At 40.1% G+C, this 14,908-nt stretch carries 14 protein-coding genes and 1 tRNA gene; 7 read left to right on the top strand and 8 right to left on the bottom strand.

Annotation, left to right across the window (positions count from 1 at the left end):
- Window positions 1-17: 17 nt before the first annotated feature.
- From nusA to PTET_RS05380, 3 genes are all read right to left on the bottom strand, one after another.
- A complete protein-coding gene (nusA, locus tag PTET_RS05390; RefSeq protein WP_013464535.1) occupies window positions 18-1,517 on the bottom strand; it encodes a transcription termination factor NusA in 1,500 nt (499 codons plus the stop codon).
- 38 nt (window positions 1,518-1,555) lie between these two features.
- Window positions 1,556-2,011 (bottom strand): ribosome maturation factor RimP, encoded by a 456-nt coding sequence (gene rimP / locus PTET_RS05385; protein WP_008114543.1) that lies wholly within the window; start codon window positions 2,009-2,011, stop codon window positions 1,556-1,558.
- Between the two features lie 279 nt (window positions 2,012-2,290).
- Window positions 2,291-2,367: transfer RNA gene (locus tag PTET_RS05380), tRNA-Met, on the bottom strand.
- Window positions 2,368-2,591: 224 nt separating this feature from the next.
- Here PTET_RS05380 and PTET_RS05375 point away from each other — a divergent pair.
- The 4 genes from PTET_RS05375 (at window position 2,592) to PTET_RS05360 (ending at window position 7,017) form a co-directional block, all read left to right on the top strand.
- Window positions 2,592-4,145 (top strand): cryptochrome/photolyase family protein, encoded by a 1,554-nt coding sequence (locus PTET_RS05375; RefSeq protein WP_016899452.1) that lies wholly within the window; start codon window positions 2,592-2,594, stop codon window positions 4,143-4,145.
- 159 nt (window positions 4,146-4,304) lie between these two features.
- Window positions 4,305-5,318 (top strand): phospholipase C/P1 nuclease family protein, encoded by a 1,014-nt coding sequence (locus tag PTET_RS05370; protein WP_016899451.1) that lies wholly within the window; start codon window positions 4,305-4,307, stop codon window positions 5,316-5,318.
- Window positions 5,318-6,508 (top strand): peptidyl-prolyl cis-trans isomerase, encoded by a 1,191-nt coding sequence (locus PTET_RS05365; protein WP_016899450.1) that lies wholly within the window; start codon window positions 5,318-5,320, stop codon window positions 6,506-6,508. The genes PTET_RS05370 and PTET_RS05365 overlap by 1 nt, the downstream gene beginning before the upstream one ends.
- A complete protein-coding gene (locus PTET_RS05360) occupies window positions 6,505-7,017 on the top strand; it encodes a hypothetical protein (protein WP_016899449.1) in 513 nt (170 codons plus the stop codon). The genes PTET_RS05365 and PTET_RS05360 overlap by 4 nt, the downstream gene beginning before the upstream one ends.
- A gap of 59 nt (window positions 7,018-7,076) precedes the next feature.
- On the opposite strand, the gene PTET_RS05355 is transcribed toward PTET_RS05360, so the two are convergent.
- Complete coding sequence (locus PTET_RS05355; RefSeq protein ID WP_016899448.1) at window positions 7,077-7,523, bottom strand: Hsp20 family protein; 447 nt, start codon at window positions 7,521-7,523, stop codon at window positions 7,077-7,079.
- A gap of 289 nt (window positions 7,524-7,812) precedes the next feature.
- Here PTET_RS05355 and PTET_RS05350 point away from each other — a divergent pair, with 289 nt between their 5' ends.
- From PTET_RS05350 to PTET_RS05340, 3 genes are all read left to right on the top strand, one after another.
- Window positions 7,813-8,076 (top strand): GrxA family glutaredoxin, encoded by a 264-nt coding sequence (locus PTET_RS05350; protein ID WP_008114535.1) that lies wholly within the window; start codon window positions 7,813-7,815, stop codon window positions 8,074-8,076.
- 160 nt (window positions 8,077-8,236) lie between these two features.
- Window positions 8,237-10,069 (top strand): DEAD/DEAH box helicase, encoded by a 1,833-nt coding sequence (locus PTET_RS05345; protein WP_016899447.1) that lies wholly within the window; start codon window positions 8,237-8,239, stop codon window positions 10,067-10,069.
- A gap of 415 nt (window positions 10,070-10,484) precedes the next feature.
- Complete coding sequence (locus tag PTET_RS05340) at window positions 10,485-11,036, top strand: hypothetical protein (protein WP_236613528.1); 552 nt, start codon at window positions 10,485-10,487, stop codon at window positions 11,034-11,036.
- A 79-nt stretch (window positions 11,037-11,115) separates the two neighbouring features.
- Here the strand turns inward: PTET_RS05340 and PTET_RS05335 are convergent, their stop codons facing one another.
- From PTET_RS05335 to PTET_RS05320, 4 genes are all read right to left on the bottom strand, one after another.
- Entirely contained in the window at window positions 11,116-12,675 is a 1,560-nt protein-coding gene (locus PTET_RS05335) for an AbgT family transporter (protein WP_010391381.1), read from the bottom strand.
- Between the two features lie 143 nt (window positions 12,676-12,818).
- Entirely contained in the window at window positions 12,819-13,094 is a 276-nt protein-coding gene (locus tag PTET_RS05330) for a YfcL family protein (protein ID WP_010391380.1), read from the bottom strand.
- A gap of 3 nt (window positions 13,095-13,097) precedes the next feature.
- Window positions 13,098-14,240, bottom strand: a complete 1,143-nt coding sequence (locus PTET_RS05325; RefSeq protein WP_010391378.1) for an ATP-NAD kinase family protein — start codon at window positions 14,238-14,240, stop codon at window positions 13,098-13,100.
- Entirely contained in the window at window positions 14,230-14,784 is a 555-nt protein-coding gene (locus PTET_RS05320; RefSeq protein WP_013464525.1) for an elongation factor P hydroxylase, read from the bottom strand. The genes PTET_RS05325 and PTET_RS05320 overlap by 11 nt, the downstream gene beginning before the upstream one ends.
- Between the last annotated feature and the right edge of the window lie 124 nt (window positions 14,785-14,908).

Raw genomic sequence — 14,908 nt, 5'->3', positions numbered from 1 at the left:
ATACCTCCGTTAATAAATTACTCGTCTGCAAACCAACAAATATTACGTGCAGCCATAATTAGCTCGCCCGCTTTCTCTGAAGATAGCTCTGTAATATCTACAAGCTCATCAATGCCTTGCTCAGCTAAGTCTTCAAGTGTTACTACACCCTTACTTGCCATAACAAATGCTAAATGACGCTCTAAGCCTTCAAGCGCAAGTAAGTCTTCTGCAGGCTCAGCGCCTTCTAAGCTTTCTTCCGTTTTAAGCGCTTTCGTTGTTAATGCATCTTTTGCACGTGAACGTAATACGTCCACTGTTTCTTCATCTAAGCCGTCGATTTCTAAAAACTCTGAAGCCGGAACATAAGCAACTTCTTCAAGTGTTGAGAAACCTTCGTTGATAAGTAATGATGCAAATTCGTCATCAATATCTAAGTTTTCAGTAAATAAGTTAATTAACTTATCTGACTCAGCTTCGTTCTTAGCGCGCATTTCATCAACGGTCATTACGTTTAATTCCCAGCCAGTTAATTGGCTTGCTAAACGTACGTTTTGACCATTACGACCAATAGCTTGTGCTAAGTTATCAGCTTCAACAGCAATATCCATTGAGTGTGTATCTTCATCCATTACGATTGAAGCCACTTCTGCTGGTGCCATTGCGTTAATAACAAACTGTGCAGGGTTGTCATCGTAAAGTACGATATCAACACGCTCACCGCCAAGTTCTGACGATACCGCTTGAACACGTGCGCCACGCATACCAACACACGCACCAACAGGGTCAATACGCTTATCGTTAGATTTAACCGCGATTTTAGCGCGTGAACCTGGATCACGTGCTGCAGCGCGTAATTCAATCATTTCTTCGCCAATTTCTGGCACCTCAATGCGGAATAATTCCATCAGCATTTCTGGTTTAGAACGGGTTACAAATAATTGTGCACCGCGTGCTTCAGGCTTCACTTCATATAAAAGACCGCGGATACGATCACCCGGGCGGAAGTTTTCACGTGGCAGCATGTCGTCACGATAAATAACCGCTTCTGCGTTGTTACCTAAATCAAGTACGATTGCATCACGGGTTGCTTTTTTAACAACACCCGTTACCAGCTCGCCTTCTTGATCTTTATATGCTTCAACGACTAAGGCGCGCTCTGCTTCACGTACTTTTTGTACGATCACTTGCTTAGCCATCTGTGTTGTTATGCGGTCAAATTTAATTGATTCAATCTGCTCTTCTACGTAGTCGCCCATTTTCAAGTCAGGTTCTTCAACTTGAGCAGCTTCTAACGTGATTTCGCTGTATGGATTCTCTAAAGAACCATCTTCTAAAACTTCAGCTATTTGCCAGCGACGGAAGGTATCGTAATCGCCGGTTTTACGGTCAATTGCAACACGTACATCAATTTCACCATCATGCTTTTTCTTTGTCGCTGTCGCTAATGCGAACTCTAGAGCTTCAAAAATCTTTTCTTTTGGAACCGCTTTCTCATTGGAAACGGCTTCAGCAACCAATAATATTTCTTTTGCCATGGGTAATGCCTCGCTTGCCCTATTCCTTCGCACTCGAATTAAAACTTTGCGATTATGTTCGCACGTTCAATGTTACTAAGCATGATTAAATGCTCCGCACCATCGCTAGATAGTGTGATCATATCGCTGCTAACTGCTATTAAGTCGCCTTTAAAATTACGGCGACCATCTTGTGGAAGCTTAGTACGCACGCGTACTTCCTCTCCTTGCGCCTGCTCGTAGTGATCTTGTTTGAATAATGGACGATCAACACCAGGAGACGACACTTCCAAATCGTATTCGTTTGTAATTGGGTCTTCGACGTCTAAAATCGCACTAATTTGACGACTTGCATCGGCGCAGTTGTCAACTGAAATCCCATCCTCATGAGCAATGTATACTCTTAAGGTAGAATGGCGACCCGCTTGTACAAACTCAAGCCCATGTAATTCAAAGCCTAACATTTCTACCGCAGGCGTTAACATGGTTACTAAATCTTGTTCAAGTTTTGTCACGAAAATCCTCCATACAAACAAAAAAAGGGCTTATAGCCCTAAAATACTGAGTTTAAATTTTGATTTAATCGATAAACATTAAATCAAACGGTGCAGATACAACAACGCCCCGAACCAAGCGGGGCGTCACACCAAAAAACGCAAAACTGTGTGGCCTATGGCCAAGCTTGGTTGCGAGTCAGTACCCTGACCAAATTAAACTTCATTAGCTTAAACGCAAAACGCGCATTACTTAGAATGCGCGATATAAAGTAGTAAGCATAAACCTACTATTAAGATTGGTTGCGGGAGCCGGATTTGAACCAACGACCTTCGGGTTATGAGCCCGACGAGCTACCAGACTGCTCCATCCCGCGCCAATAGATAAAAAGTTAATAACTTAATATCGCTGTTAGTAAATTTTATAACCTACTAAACAATGGCCGCTATTATAAAGATGTACACCTAAATTAGCAACCACAATAAGTAATAAGTTGATAAAAAAAGCAATGCTGTTTATTGCTTTGCTCTATGATTAAAACGACATGTAGAAATCGATCGCTTTTTAAAATACAGCGTATAAAGATAATTTTGGCTCATTATGAAAAAATTCAAAACCTTAAAACTAATTTTAGGTGACCAGCTAAACCCCGCTCATTCTTGGTTTAAAGATAAATCCGATGACACCGTGTTTGTTATTGCCGAGCTCATGCAAGAAGCGCTGTACGTAAAGCATCACGTGCAAAAAATATCAGCCTTTTTTAAAGCCATGGAAAACTTCGCTAACGCCTTAAAAGATGCCGGCTTTAACGTGTTGCATTTAACGTTAGATGACACCAAAGACGATGATAACTTACCCGCTCTTTTAACTCGATTAGCTAAGCAGCATGAATGCACCTCAATTGAATATCAATACCCAGATGAGTACCGTTTAAAAACACAACTGCACGACTTTGCCACTAACAGCGAATTAGCTGTGACTGCCTGTGACAGCGAGCATTTTTTATTAGCCTACAGCGACATAGATAAACGCTTTAAAAAAGATAAGCACGTCACTATGGAGCATTTTTATCGGGCAATGCGTAAGCAGTTTGATATTTTAATGGATGATGACAAACCTCAAGGTGGCCAATGGAACTTTGATGCGAATAACCGTAATAAGTTTTCAAAAAGCGATTTAGCCGATATCCCCAAACCCAAATTATTTAAAAATGATGTTAGCACCATCATTGAGCGTTTAGATAAACATAAAATAAAATACTTTGGGCAAATAGAAACCCAATTAAGCTGGCCAACAACCCGTAAACAAGCAATAAACGCACTTGATCACTTTTGTGCACATTTACTTCCCCGCTTTGGTCAATTTCAAGATGCGATGACAGATCAATGCCCTGATAAAGATACCTTTTATCACAGCCGGTTATCATTTGCGTTAAATGCCAAAATTTTACATCCTCGCTATGTTATCGACCGTGTGGTCAAAGAATACCAACAACGCCAAGATGAAATATCTATTTCTCAGGTTGAAGGCTTTATTCGTCAAGTACTGGGTTGGCGCGAATATGTGCGTGGTGTCTATTGGAAAAACATGCCCGATTACGCTTACAAAAACCAGCTTAATGCAACCCGTGCACTGCCACGTTATTTTTGGAATGGTAAAACAAAAATGAACTGCCTAAGCCACTCATTAACACAAAGCTTAGACAGCGCGTATGCCCATCATATTCAACGTTTAATGGTAATAGGTAATTTTTGTTTACTAACCGCTATTAACCCTGATGAAGTGGATGAATGGTATTTGGGTGTTTATATCGATGCTATTGAATGGGTAGAAATGCCTAACGCGCGTGGCATGAGTCAATTTGCTGACGATGGCATCATTGCTACTAAGCCTTATGCGGCTAGCGGCAACTATATAAATAAAATGAGCGACTACTGTAAAAGCTGCCAATATAAGGTGAAAGAAAAAGTAGGAAAAGACGCTTGCCCTCTAAATAGCCTCTATTGGCAATTTATGCAAACACACCGAGAGCGGCTTGAAAAAAATCCACGAATAGGCATGGTTTATCGCAATTGGGATAAACAAGATGAATCATTGCGCCAAGAAACCTTAGAGCAAGCTAACAACTATTTAAATAATATTGAAAAGCTTTAAATATAAATGCCGTCAATTGACGGCAGCATTCTTGATAGTTAATATTAAAGTACCAAAATAGGTAATATTGTTAATTAAATGTTTAATTTATTTGTCATGTCAGTGTAATGAGCTTATTTTTTAATAGCACCTCTTACTCCAGACTATGATGAGAATAAAATGAAAAAACAATTAATTGCAGCGACACTTTTATTGCTCGGTACAAGCCAAGCTCAAGCTTTTAGTCAAGAAACTCACAAACGTATTGTTCTTGATGCCGTAAATTATATGCAGCAACACCCAGCCAGCACCGAATATGCTGCCCTACGTCAGTACGCTGCACAAAACAATCTGACAATCTCTGAATTAGCGGAGCTGCTGGGACAAGCTGCTTATGATGTAGATGACTTTGAAGACACCTTTTTCTGTGGTGCTATTACAGGTTCATGTGTTCAAGCGCCAGTATGGGGAGCAGCGCAAAGTATAGTTAAATATACAAGCTATTGGCATTTTCAAAATCATACCCAAGGTGCAGACCACCATGGAAACGATTTTGGTGGTTATAATTATGAAAAGCTCACCGTTTGGGGCACTATTGATAATCTTGCATCTGCTTGGCTTAAAGGTGACTATCTTGATGATGGTAAAGGGGGAGAAACAGGTTGGTTCAATGCCGACTCTTCAAAATATAACAGTTATGGTGTAACAGAATCTCACTACAGAATCGATAGCAACTCAACCTATTCTATGTACGATGACTTTGAAGAAATGCCATTTCAACCTATCGATAATTTAGGGCAATATTGGTATCAAAGTTACTTACAGAGCGGCAATCCGCAAGTATTAGGGTTTGTGTTCCATACTACTGATTTATTACAGCCTCACCACACGTGGACCACATCAGATCTAAATCATTCTAGCTGGGAAAGTTGGGTAAACGATTACTATGACCAAGAGCAGCTCAACGATTTATCACTCGTTACTCAAGCAATGCAAACGTTCTCGCCTTTAGATAAAAATAGCCAAGATGTTCGCCCATTATTAACTCAAGGCGGTTCATTTTCTTATGCACAAGGTGGGATTGTGCTCAACTCAGAAGATCATTTTGATCGCCTTAATATAGCTAAGCAGGTCGTGCCCCATGCAATAGCAATGGTGGTGCACTTATTAAACCATGCCATGGTTGCTCGCTAATGAAAAAAATGGCAATTTTAGTGATTACATTACTAGGTGTGTTTTACCACTCCCTAGTAATGGCATCATTTACACAATACAACAGTGATGAAATTAACTTTATGCATCGTGCTTATTTAAAGCACAACCCTGATATTACAATCAATGAAGTTAGAACTCGTCTGTATGAGAATCAGTTTTTATTACAACAAGCTGCGCTAAAAACCCCTGCGATAATAAAACGACAATCTGCCGTTGGTTTTAGTACTCAATACCATGTTGAACGTTACTTAAAAAATCTGCTCGATTCACAATTAGCTATAAGTGCACAGTCAAGCCCGATAAAGCTTGAAATTTATGATAACCAATGGCTTAAACACACATTAGGGCCCTACCCTAAAAATGGCCAGTATGTGCAAAGCGCCATCAAAAAAATGCAGCAGTTTGATTTAACCCCTCTTTTGTATAACGCTATTAATTTATATGAATTTGTCGATTCACTATCAATGCAGGTACGCTTTAAACTCCACAAAGGAGATAGTGAACTATTCAAAAGTGAATTAATAAAAAAACGGCAATTCAATATAGCGTTTTCAAAAGCCAAACCGATTTTGGCAAAACAGAATATTGATATTGAACATCTGTATGAAATAGCTCAAGGAGATATTTTGCGCTCCTCCATTCAAAGCTGGCTAGGCATAAATACAATGATGCATATGCAAAGCCCCGTTCTTGAAAAACTAGAGAAACAAGTAAACAAAAGCGAAATTAAAGCATTTTATCAAGCCAATAAATCGCAGTTTAAATTTTTAAGCCACGTAAAAGCCCATGGAGCTCAATTTGCAAATCGAGCCAATGCTTTAGGTTTTCGCACCTTGGCCGGTAACAAAACGCTAAAACAAGCATTAGTAATATCAGGAAAACAAGATATATATGCTCAATACAACAGTGAATTAAACCGTAAAAACAAAAGTAGCTGGGTTGTACAACTTGCGTTCACAACTAAAGAAAACACCATTTCTCCTGTTATACGTACACCCAGTGGTGAATGGGTGGTGATACACAGTTATGAGCATCAGTTTGAGTACTTTTCGCCAGAAGATGAAACCGTTCGGTACCAAGCAACAAAGGCCATCGCAAAACAAAAAGCGGTACAACAGTATGAGGATACTTGGCTCAAGTGGCAAAATAAGACAGGAGTAATTTTATGAGCAAAAAAGTTTTCGTTTCTGTTGTTGTAGCTTGTGTTGGTATGTACGCACTTTTTACTCAATATACTAGTAAACCAACGATAAAGAATATTGATTCCCTTAACCAAGCTAAAAGTGTTAAGCAAATAACGTCACTTGAGCTGACTACTGCTGACATGACCCAAGAGCTGAAAAGCACGCAATTAAACACGGTTACAACTAACAATACGAGCCCTCAGCCTTTGCCACCAATAACCTCTCCTGCCTATTTACCCAACATAGTAAAAAATACTCAGCCAGTTGCTCAGTACAGCGGTGATTTAAATAATCACCAGGCATATCAAGATTTCCACCTTGAACAGCAAAGACAGCTAGAGCAACGTTTTGTTATTGCTGCACAAGCCAAAATATTAAAACTTGAAGAATTACTGGCTAAAGGCCGACAAAAAAAGCTTTCACAAGAACAACTGCAAGTTGCGATAGATAAAATTAACGCTTTAAAACAAATGCAAATAAACTTAAAAGACTAACAACGCAAAAAGCCGCCAAATGGCGGCTTTTCACAGGGAAAATACATGTGCTAGCTTAACTATTTGCTTTCTAGCATATTGCCTGAGCCAATCTCGATTTTACGTGGCTTAAGGGCTTCTGGGATCTCACGTTCAAGGTCGATGCTTAGTAAGCCATTGGCTAAGTCTGCACCAAGTACTTTAACGTGGTCGCCTAACTGAAACTTACGCTCAAAGTTACGCTCGGCAATCCCTTGATGAATAAATTTGCGCTCATCATTTTGCTCTTTACCTGCTTTAGTGCCTGATACAACCAAAGTGTTGTTTTCAGATTGTAAGCTTAACTCGTCTTCACTAAATCCAGCGACTGCCATAGTGATACGGTACTTGTCTTTATCAAGCGCTTCGATGTTATAAGGAGGAAAACTTGGCTGCTTATCAGTTCGTGCAGCGGCATCCATTAATGATGCTAAATGATCGAAACCAATGAATGAACGGTATAGGGGTGATAAATCTACTGTACGCATAATAATATCCTCATATTTAAGCGATATATTGCTGCTACTTTTCGTTTGAACAAGTAACGGCAAAAGTTAATTAATAATATAATTTTCAAATAGTTCTGATTTACTGAAGACCCATCAGGCGTCCTCAAATAACTATTTATGGGCGGGCAATTTTATTTCAAGATTTTTTTATAAAATATTTTTATTTTTTTACAGGCCCTAAAAAAAGCGAACGCAATAATCGTTTTTTTGCACTGTAATAAAAAATGAAATTAGTTACACTAGGGTCAACTAATTTGAGGAGAGCGTTATGTTAACAGTAATTTTTGGCCGTGAAGGCTGCCCTTTTTGTGTTCGCGCTAAAGATGTTGCAGAGCAACTTGCTAATGATCGCGATGATTTTAAATACCGCTACATCGACATCATCAAAGAAGGTATCAGTAAAGAAGATTTAGAGAAGTCTGCAGGCAAACCATGCCCAACCGTACCGCAGATTTTTGTAGACCAAACTCATATTGGTGGATTCACTGAATTTGAAGCTTATGCTAAAGAAAACCTAGGCCTTTACCAGTAATTTTGTAGACAGAGTGTTAACCAGCTCAATTAACGTACAATTGAAGCTGGTTAAATTTCGACCAACATCAAACACATATAAATTAGTTGTAATTTATACAAGCATTTGCCTCGCATTTCCTATACAATGCGCGCCTCTTTAAATTCGTTGAGGCGTATTAATGTCAGAACCAGTCACGTTTGAATCTCTAAATCTTTCTCCTGCAATTTTAAAGGCAGTTGAAGAGTTGGGTTACAAGACACCATCTGAAATCCAAGCTCAATGTATACCGTTATTGCTAGAAAGAAAGGACGTACTGGGACTAGCACAAACGGGTACAGGTAAAACAGCAGCATTTGCACTGCCATTACTAAATAATATTGACCCGTCTGTGAAACAGCCACAGATCCTTGTACTCACACCTACCCGTGAGCTTGCGATCCAAGTAGCTGAGGCATTTGAACAATATGCAAAACACACTCGTGGTGTTGAAGTATTGGCACTTTATGGTGGCCAGAGCTACAGCATCCAGCTGAGCGCACTTCGTCGTGGCGCACAGATTATCGTTGCTACACCAGGTCGTTTAATCGATCACATAAACCGTGGCACTATCAAGTTTGATGCTTTACAAGCCCTTGTACTTGATGAAGCCGATGAAATGCTACGTATGGGCTTTATCGATGATGTAGAAAGCATCATGGAAAAAACACCGCGTGAAAAGCAAACATGTCTTTTCTCTGCGACTATGCCTAAGCAAATTCAAAACATCAGCAGCAAATATATGAATAACCCTGAACAGGTTCATATTTCTGCGCGCAACTCAACTGTATCATCAGTTGAACAAGTGTTTTGGAATGCACACGTACATAAAAATAAAGCGATTGTTCGTTTCTTAGAAGCTGAACAATACGAAGGTGCTATTGTTTTCGTACGTACGCGTAACGATACAGTGCAACTTGCTGAGTTATTAGAGCGCGAAGGTTTCTCTGCAGCGCCACTTAACGGTGACATGAACCAGCAAGCGCGTGAGCGCACGGTTGATCGTTTAAAAAGCGGCATGCTAAACGTTGTTATTGCAACAGACGTAGCGGCACGTGGTCTTGATGTAGACCGTTTAAGCTTAGTTATCAACTACGACATTCCACAAGACTCTGAAGCCTACGTTCACCGTATCGGCCGTACAGGTCGTGCTGGTCGTACTGGTAAAGCGATTCTTTTCGTTAAGCATAACGAGCGTTATTTACTTAAAAATATCATTCGTCATACTAAATCTGAAATCGCACAAGTTGAATTACCTACAGCTAAAGTTGTTGAAGAAAAACGTATCAATGCCTTACAAGAAAAGCTTACGCTTGCGCTTGAAAACAAAGATATTACTTTCTTCAATGAAGTGGCTGCCAACATGGCACAAAAACTTGAGCTTGCTCCTGAAGACTTAGCGGGTGCGTTACTGTGTTTAGCACAGCAACAATCACCAATTAAAGTTGAAGAAGTTAAGATTCAACCGCGTGAGCGTAACGAACGTAATGATCGTAATCCTCGTAGCAATGACCGTGGTCGTCGTAACGAACGCCCTGAACGCGGTGGTGAGCGCGCTGAGCGTAAACCACGCGAGCGTAACAGCCGTGATGCAGGCCCTATGGATACATACCGTATCGAAGTAGGTCGTGAGCATGGTGTTCAGGTTAAGAACATTGTTGGCGCAATTGCTAACGAAGCAGACATTTCAAGCAAGTTTATTGGTGACATTCGTCTTCACGACAGTCACAGTACGGTACAATTACCGCAAAACATGCCTAAAGATGTACTTGATCACTTCCAGAAAGTGTTTATTTGTAAACGCCCAATGGGTATGACATTAACACAAGATCAAGGCCCTTCTGAGCCACGCGGCGAGCGTTCTGAACGCCCTGCTGGTGACAAGAAGCGTAGCTTTAATAAAGATGGTCAACGCCCTGATAAGCGTAGCGGCCCTCGTAAAGAACGTCGCCCAGTTAGCTTTACCGCTAAGTAAGCAACGACTCTTTAGAAAAAAAGCCTTGGCATGAAAGTGCCAAGGCTTTTTTGTGTCTAGAATTCAGCTATCTGCTTAATTTCCGTAACTTGAAGCCGCAAGTCAGTATTAGGCACTTAACTAACAGATTGAATTAAAAATATTTTTTTGTTTTCTCTAACCAGAGATTGCAGTGAAAACAAGGCGAAATTACGCGTCAATAGCTAGCCTATTGTAAGTAAATTCAACGTAATTAGCGTTGAAAAAGCTGATTGAGATAGCTTTATTATCCAAAACTCAGATTACTTAATGTGTATAAACATGTTTTCTTTGATTTTTAAAACAATAAAATTTATGTAAACTAAGCAAAGGCTATAATTCATGGACGAATTAAAAATTGAAAAGAAATTACGACAACTTACTCTTTGTAGTAATAATGTTACCTATTTTATTATGCATAATTATTCCTATTTTAATGGACTTTACAGATCCACCATTTATCACAAATGAAATATACGACGTTATTTTCTTTATAGCATTCCCTATTATTTGTGGCGCATCATTCATCTATTTAAATATACTTGTATTCAATAAATATAGACGCTGCAGTAAATACAGAGAGCACCTTAAATATAGTTTTTCAGATACAAAAACGAAATTATCATTAATATTCGCGTACCCATTAATCCCTTTGTTAATCTATGCAAGTCTCTATTTTTTATTCTCTGCCCCCATTAAATTATGGGCTTACTACACGCAAGGCGACTATTGGTATAAGGAATATATCCTAACTGATGTGCAAAAGTGTGGTTCTGATTATGAAGATAATTGTACTCGTTTATATTTTAAAGATCCTAAAACAAACGAAACTCATGATTTTAGATGGTACGAAGATAAGTCTACAATAATGAATAACAAAAACGATTATGTTTATATTTTTGGTGAGGCTAGTTTGTTTGGCTATATAGTGAGAGATTTAGAAAGGTAACTTAGACTTACTTTGAATATTACAGCACTTTTATATAAACCTCACTCGAGTGAGTGAGGTTTATGAATCAAGATTTAAGTTAAGGCGCTACTGCTGGGTACACGTAGCTGGCATCAAGCCCTAATGGGATACCAAGTGCCCAGTAGCCTAGCAAGAAGATACTCCAGCCAATCATAAAGGCGATTGAATACGGTAGCATCATCGCGATAAGCGTACCTATGCCTGTGCCTTTAACGTATTTTTGACAGTACACCACAACTAGTGGGAAGTATGGCATGAGCGGAGTGATAATATTAGAGCTAGAATCTCCCACACGGTACGCCGCTTGCGTTAAGTCTGGCGAAATACCGAGTTGCATTAGCATAGGTACAAATACCGGACCTAATAGTGCCCACTTAGCCGAACTTGAACCAACAAATAAGTTTACAAAACCAGTTAAGAAAATAATCCCTACGACCGTTACAGAGCTCGGTAACTCCATTGCTTTTAATACCTGAGCCCCTTCAATTGCCAGTAAGGCACCTAGGTTTGATTTACTAAATGCAGCAATAAATAATGAACAAAAGAATGCCATAACAATGTAATACGCCATACCATTCATGGCTTTGCTCATCGCATCTATCATGTCTTTAGAGCTTTTAAAGGTGCCTACGGTAAAACCATATACTGCGCCTGGGATCCAAAACAGTAAGAAGATTAGCGGCACTATTGACTGCATTAGTGGTGAACTAAAGTTTGTTAAAGAGCCATCGCTGCTGCGCATCGCTGAATCAGCGGGTGCGGATACATACGCTAATAACGCAATACCTGCAATCATTACGGAACTAGCAATAAGAAAGGCGCGCTTTTCGTCACTACGGGCATCTTCAAATGCTGGTAGGTCTTGAGTTTCACCATCTACTGGTGAATTTTTTAAACGTGGTTCAATAATTTTATCGGTGATGTACCAGCCTAACATTACAATAAATAAGCTTGATGCTGAAGCAAAGCCCCAGTTATTAAGCGGGTTAATGCTCATTGTTGGATTAATAATTTGTGCTGCACTTTGCGTAAAGCTTTGCAGTAACGGGTCAATCCCAGATGGAATAAAGTTAGCGCCAAAGCCACCGCTAACCCCTGCAAATGCCGCTGCAATACCTGCAAGCGGATGACGACCTGCTGCAAAAAATATTACCCCAGCAAGTGGAATAACCAGCACATACCCTGCATCGGTAGCCGTATGGCTCACAATAGCTACCAAAATAATTGAGGGTGTTAGTAATTTTCTAGGCGTTACTTTGAGCATTAATTTAAGGCCGGTATTAATAAAGCCCGAATGCTCTGCAACGCCTACACCTAGCATAGCAACCAGTACTACACCCAGTGGCGCAAAACCGGTGAATGTTTTTACCATAGAAGATAAAAAAGTGGCCAACGAATCGCTGGCAAGCATGTTATTAATAATAATGGCTTCGCCAGTACGAGGGTCTATTGCATCAAATGTGACGCTTGAAAACCACCAAGACAAAAACCAGATTAATAACATGGCAAACAAAAAGATAATTGCTGGATCAGGAAGCTTATTACCTACCCGCTCAACAAAATTTAAAAATCGCGCAACTATGCCAGTTGGCATTGTCGCATCATTATTGTTATTCATTTCACTTGTTCCCTAGAATTTAGACTGTGCTACTTTAGCGTATCTAAGGAATGAGGTAAATTTTAACTGAATAAACAAGTTCTTTTTTAGGCACAAAAAAACACGGCTCAGTAGCCGCGCTATTTTTAATGAATAAAAAAAGCTTATGCGAGTGCTTTTACTTCATCCCATATTCTTACTACGAGTGCTTTATCATCTTCATTAAGTTCGCCATTGCGATAAGCTTTTACTAAGCTTTTTTCAACCGTGTCGTTTAGTTCTGCAATTTCTAGATTTAACTCTTCAACTTGTGCATAACCTACGGCTAAATCAAAGTGGCCGCGTAAATAACCGCCAGCAAATAACTCGTCATCGGTTGCTTTTATCACTAAATCATCAAAATATTGCTGCGCAGCATCTATGTAATTTACTAAACTCATGTGTTACTTCTCCTCTGGGTGCAGCCCATCTTGATGACCTACTGCATACATAATATGGTCGTTAAACCCACTGGTTACACGTATATAACCGCTTAATTCATCATCTAATTTGCTATCGCCGGTATCACAAATCAGCGGTCGGCCATTTAAAGCCTGTAATTTTGTTTTAGTAGCCACCACAATAATATTATCGCGGCCTATCGCTTTAATTAACGCAGGACTGAGTTGTTGATTGCCTCGACCAAAAATATGCCCTTGACCGCCAATTAGGGTGATCACTAACTTTGTTTCACGTTCTTTGGTAAGTTCAAGAAGTTGCTGGGCTGTTAGGTCTTGCCCTACTAAAGCTTGATCTTCAACGAGATCAACACCGAGTAAGGTGTTTTCAAGCCCCATCTCTTCCATCACTGCGCCAACGGTAGAGCCACTACCCATGACATAGAGGATATCGGCATCCATTTCACTAACGACATAAGCAGCTATATCTGCTAGCACCAGCTCGTCAGTTTCTTTACCGCCATTTTTAACCGCTTGTACATAGCGCACTTCACTTGGCACTTGCATTTCACCATAACGTTTTGCTTTTACTGTTCCTTGGCGAAAAGCCACTTCATCAATGTCCATGACATCAGCATCGCTTAATGTTACCAGCTCACCTTTTACCAGCATTTCAACTACACGGCCTGCGGCTTTTGGCGTTATGGCATAGACGCCGGAATGAATTTTACACCCAGCAGGAATGCCCAACACGGGTACAGAGTCTTCTACAGCATGGCAAATATTGCGCGCCGTTCCGTCGCCACCAGCAAATAAGATTAAATCTACACCTTGTTGCTGTAATAAACGAGCTGCAGCTTCGGTATCGTCACTGGTTGTGGGTGAGTTACTTTGATAAACCACTTGCGTATTAAAGCCCAACGCTTTTGCTGTTTGCTCCCCCATTTCATCATTAACAGTATAAATAGTAATGTTTGATTGATGAGGTACAAGCACTTCAAGTGCAGCTTTAGTGCGGCTATTTGACTTAGGCTCTGCACCTAATGCAATGGCTTTAGCAGCGGTGTCTTCACCGTCACTGCCCTTAAGCGCAACACTACCACCGAGCCCTGCGACCGGATTTACAATCAATCCTAACTTAAACTGCATCTTTTAACTCCTCGGGAGAATGCCATGAAAACTGCGCAGCATGTAATGGCCACGTGGTGTTATAAAATTTACACAGTGCTTTTAATAGTAAGGTTGTTCTTGGGTTAAACCCGTTTTGCAATAACTCTAATAACTTTGCATGAACGCGAGACTGAAACGCAAATCGACATGTTTGCTCACCATTTAAATTATCTACCGATACGTTAAAATCAAACCCGGCAGCCACACTCAATGCCCACTCTATTGCTTGAGGTTTTACCTCTACTGATTCAAACTCCGCTTGCTGTGAAGCATCGCGCCCATCAGGGCAATACCAATAACCATAATCTTCAACTAAGCGGCGCTGAGAACCTGCCACTAACCAATGGGCTATTTCATGCAATGCGCTGGCATAAAAACCATGGGCAAACATAATTTGATGATGCGGGGTTGTATCATTTGCGGGAATGTAAATAGGCTCATGATCACCTTTTACCAAACGCGTGTTATAGCTTTGGTAAAAAGTGTGTTCGAAAATAGAAATCAGATCAGCTACTTGGTGCATAAATACTTCGTATACTCGTTTGAACCCGATGCTTTAAAGACAGATGAAATTAGTATAAAGCACACTAAAAACGAAGCGAATTGTACGTACTTTTATCTACAAAGTAAAAAACAAGTGATTAAAA

Source organism: Pseudoalteromonas tetraodonis (assembly GCF_002310835.1).
Classification (GTDB): Bacteria; Pseudomonadota; Gammaproteobacteria; order Enterobacterales; family Alteromonadaceae; genus Pseudoalteromonas; species Pseudoalteromonas tetraodonis.
This window is presented reverse-complemented; position numbering and strand designations above follow the sequence as displayed.

What these genes read in the sequence shown, in the direction of transcription:
- PTET_RS05350 (WP_008114535.1), top strand. Translation starts at nt 7,813, where the DNA reads ATGTTAACAGTAATTTTTGGCCGTGAAGGCTGCCCTTTTTGTGTTCGC.
- PTET_RS05365 (WP_016899450.1), top strand. Translation starts at nt 5,318, where the DNA reads ATGAAAAAAATGGCAATTTTAGTGATTACATTACTAGGTGTGTTTTAC.
- PTET_RS05340 (WP_236613528.1), top strand. Translation starts at nt 10,485, where the DNA reads ATGTTACCTATTTTATTATGCATAATTATTCCTATTTTAATGGACTTT.
- PTET_RS05370 (WP_016899451.1), top strand. Translation starts at nt 4,305, where the DNA reads ATGAAAAAACAATTAATTGCAGCGACACTTTTATTGCTCGGTACAAGC.
- PTET_RS05320 (WP_013464525.1), bottom strand. Translation starts at nt 14,784, where the DNA reads ATGCACCAAGTAGCTGATCTGATTTCTATTTTCGAACACACTTTTTAC.
- PTET_RS05345 (WP_016899447.1), top strand. Translation starts at nt 8,237, where the DNA reads ATGTCAGAACCAGTCACGTTTGAATCTCTAAATCTTTCTCCTGCAATT.
- PTET_RS05375 (WP_016899452.1), top strand. Translation starts at nt 2,592, where the DNA reads ATGAAAAAATTCAAAACCTTAAAACTAATTTTAGGTGACCAGCTAAAC.
- PTET_RS05335 (WP_010391381.1), bottom strand. Translation starts at nt 12,675, where the DNA reads ATGAATAACAATAATGATGCGACAATGCCAACTGGCATAGTTGCGCGA.
- PTET_RS05330 (WP_010391380.1), bottom strand. Translation starts at nt 13,094, where the DNA reads ATGAGTTTAGTAAATTACATAGATGCTGCGCAGCAATATTTTGATGAT.
- PTET_RS05355 (WP_016899448.1), bottom strand. Translation starts at nt 7,523, where the DNA reads ATGCGTACAGTAGATTTATCACCCCTATACCGTTCATTCATTGGTTTC.
- nusA (WP_013464535.1), bottom strand. Translation starts at nt 1,517, where the DNA reads ATGGCAAAAGAAATATTATTGGTTGCTGAAGCCGTTTCCAATGAGAAA.
- PTET_RS05360 (WP_016899449.1), top strand. Translation starts at nt 6,505, where the DNA reads ATGAGCAAAAAAGTTTTCGTTTCTGTTGTTGTAGCTTGTGTTGGTATG.
- PTET_RS05325 (WP_010391378.1), bottom strand. Translation starts at nt 14,240, where the DNA reads ATGCAGTTTAAGTTAGGATTGATTGTAAATCCGGTCGCAGGGCTCGGT.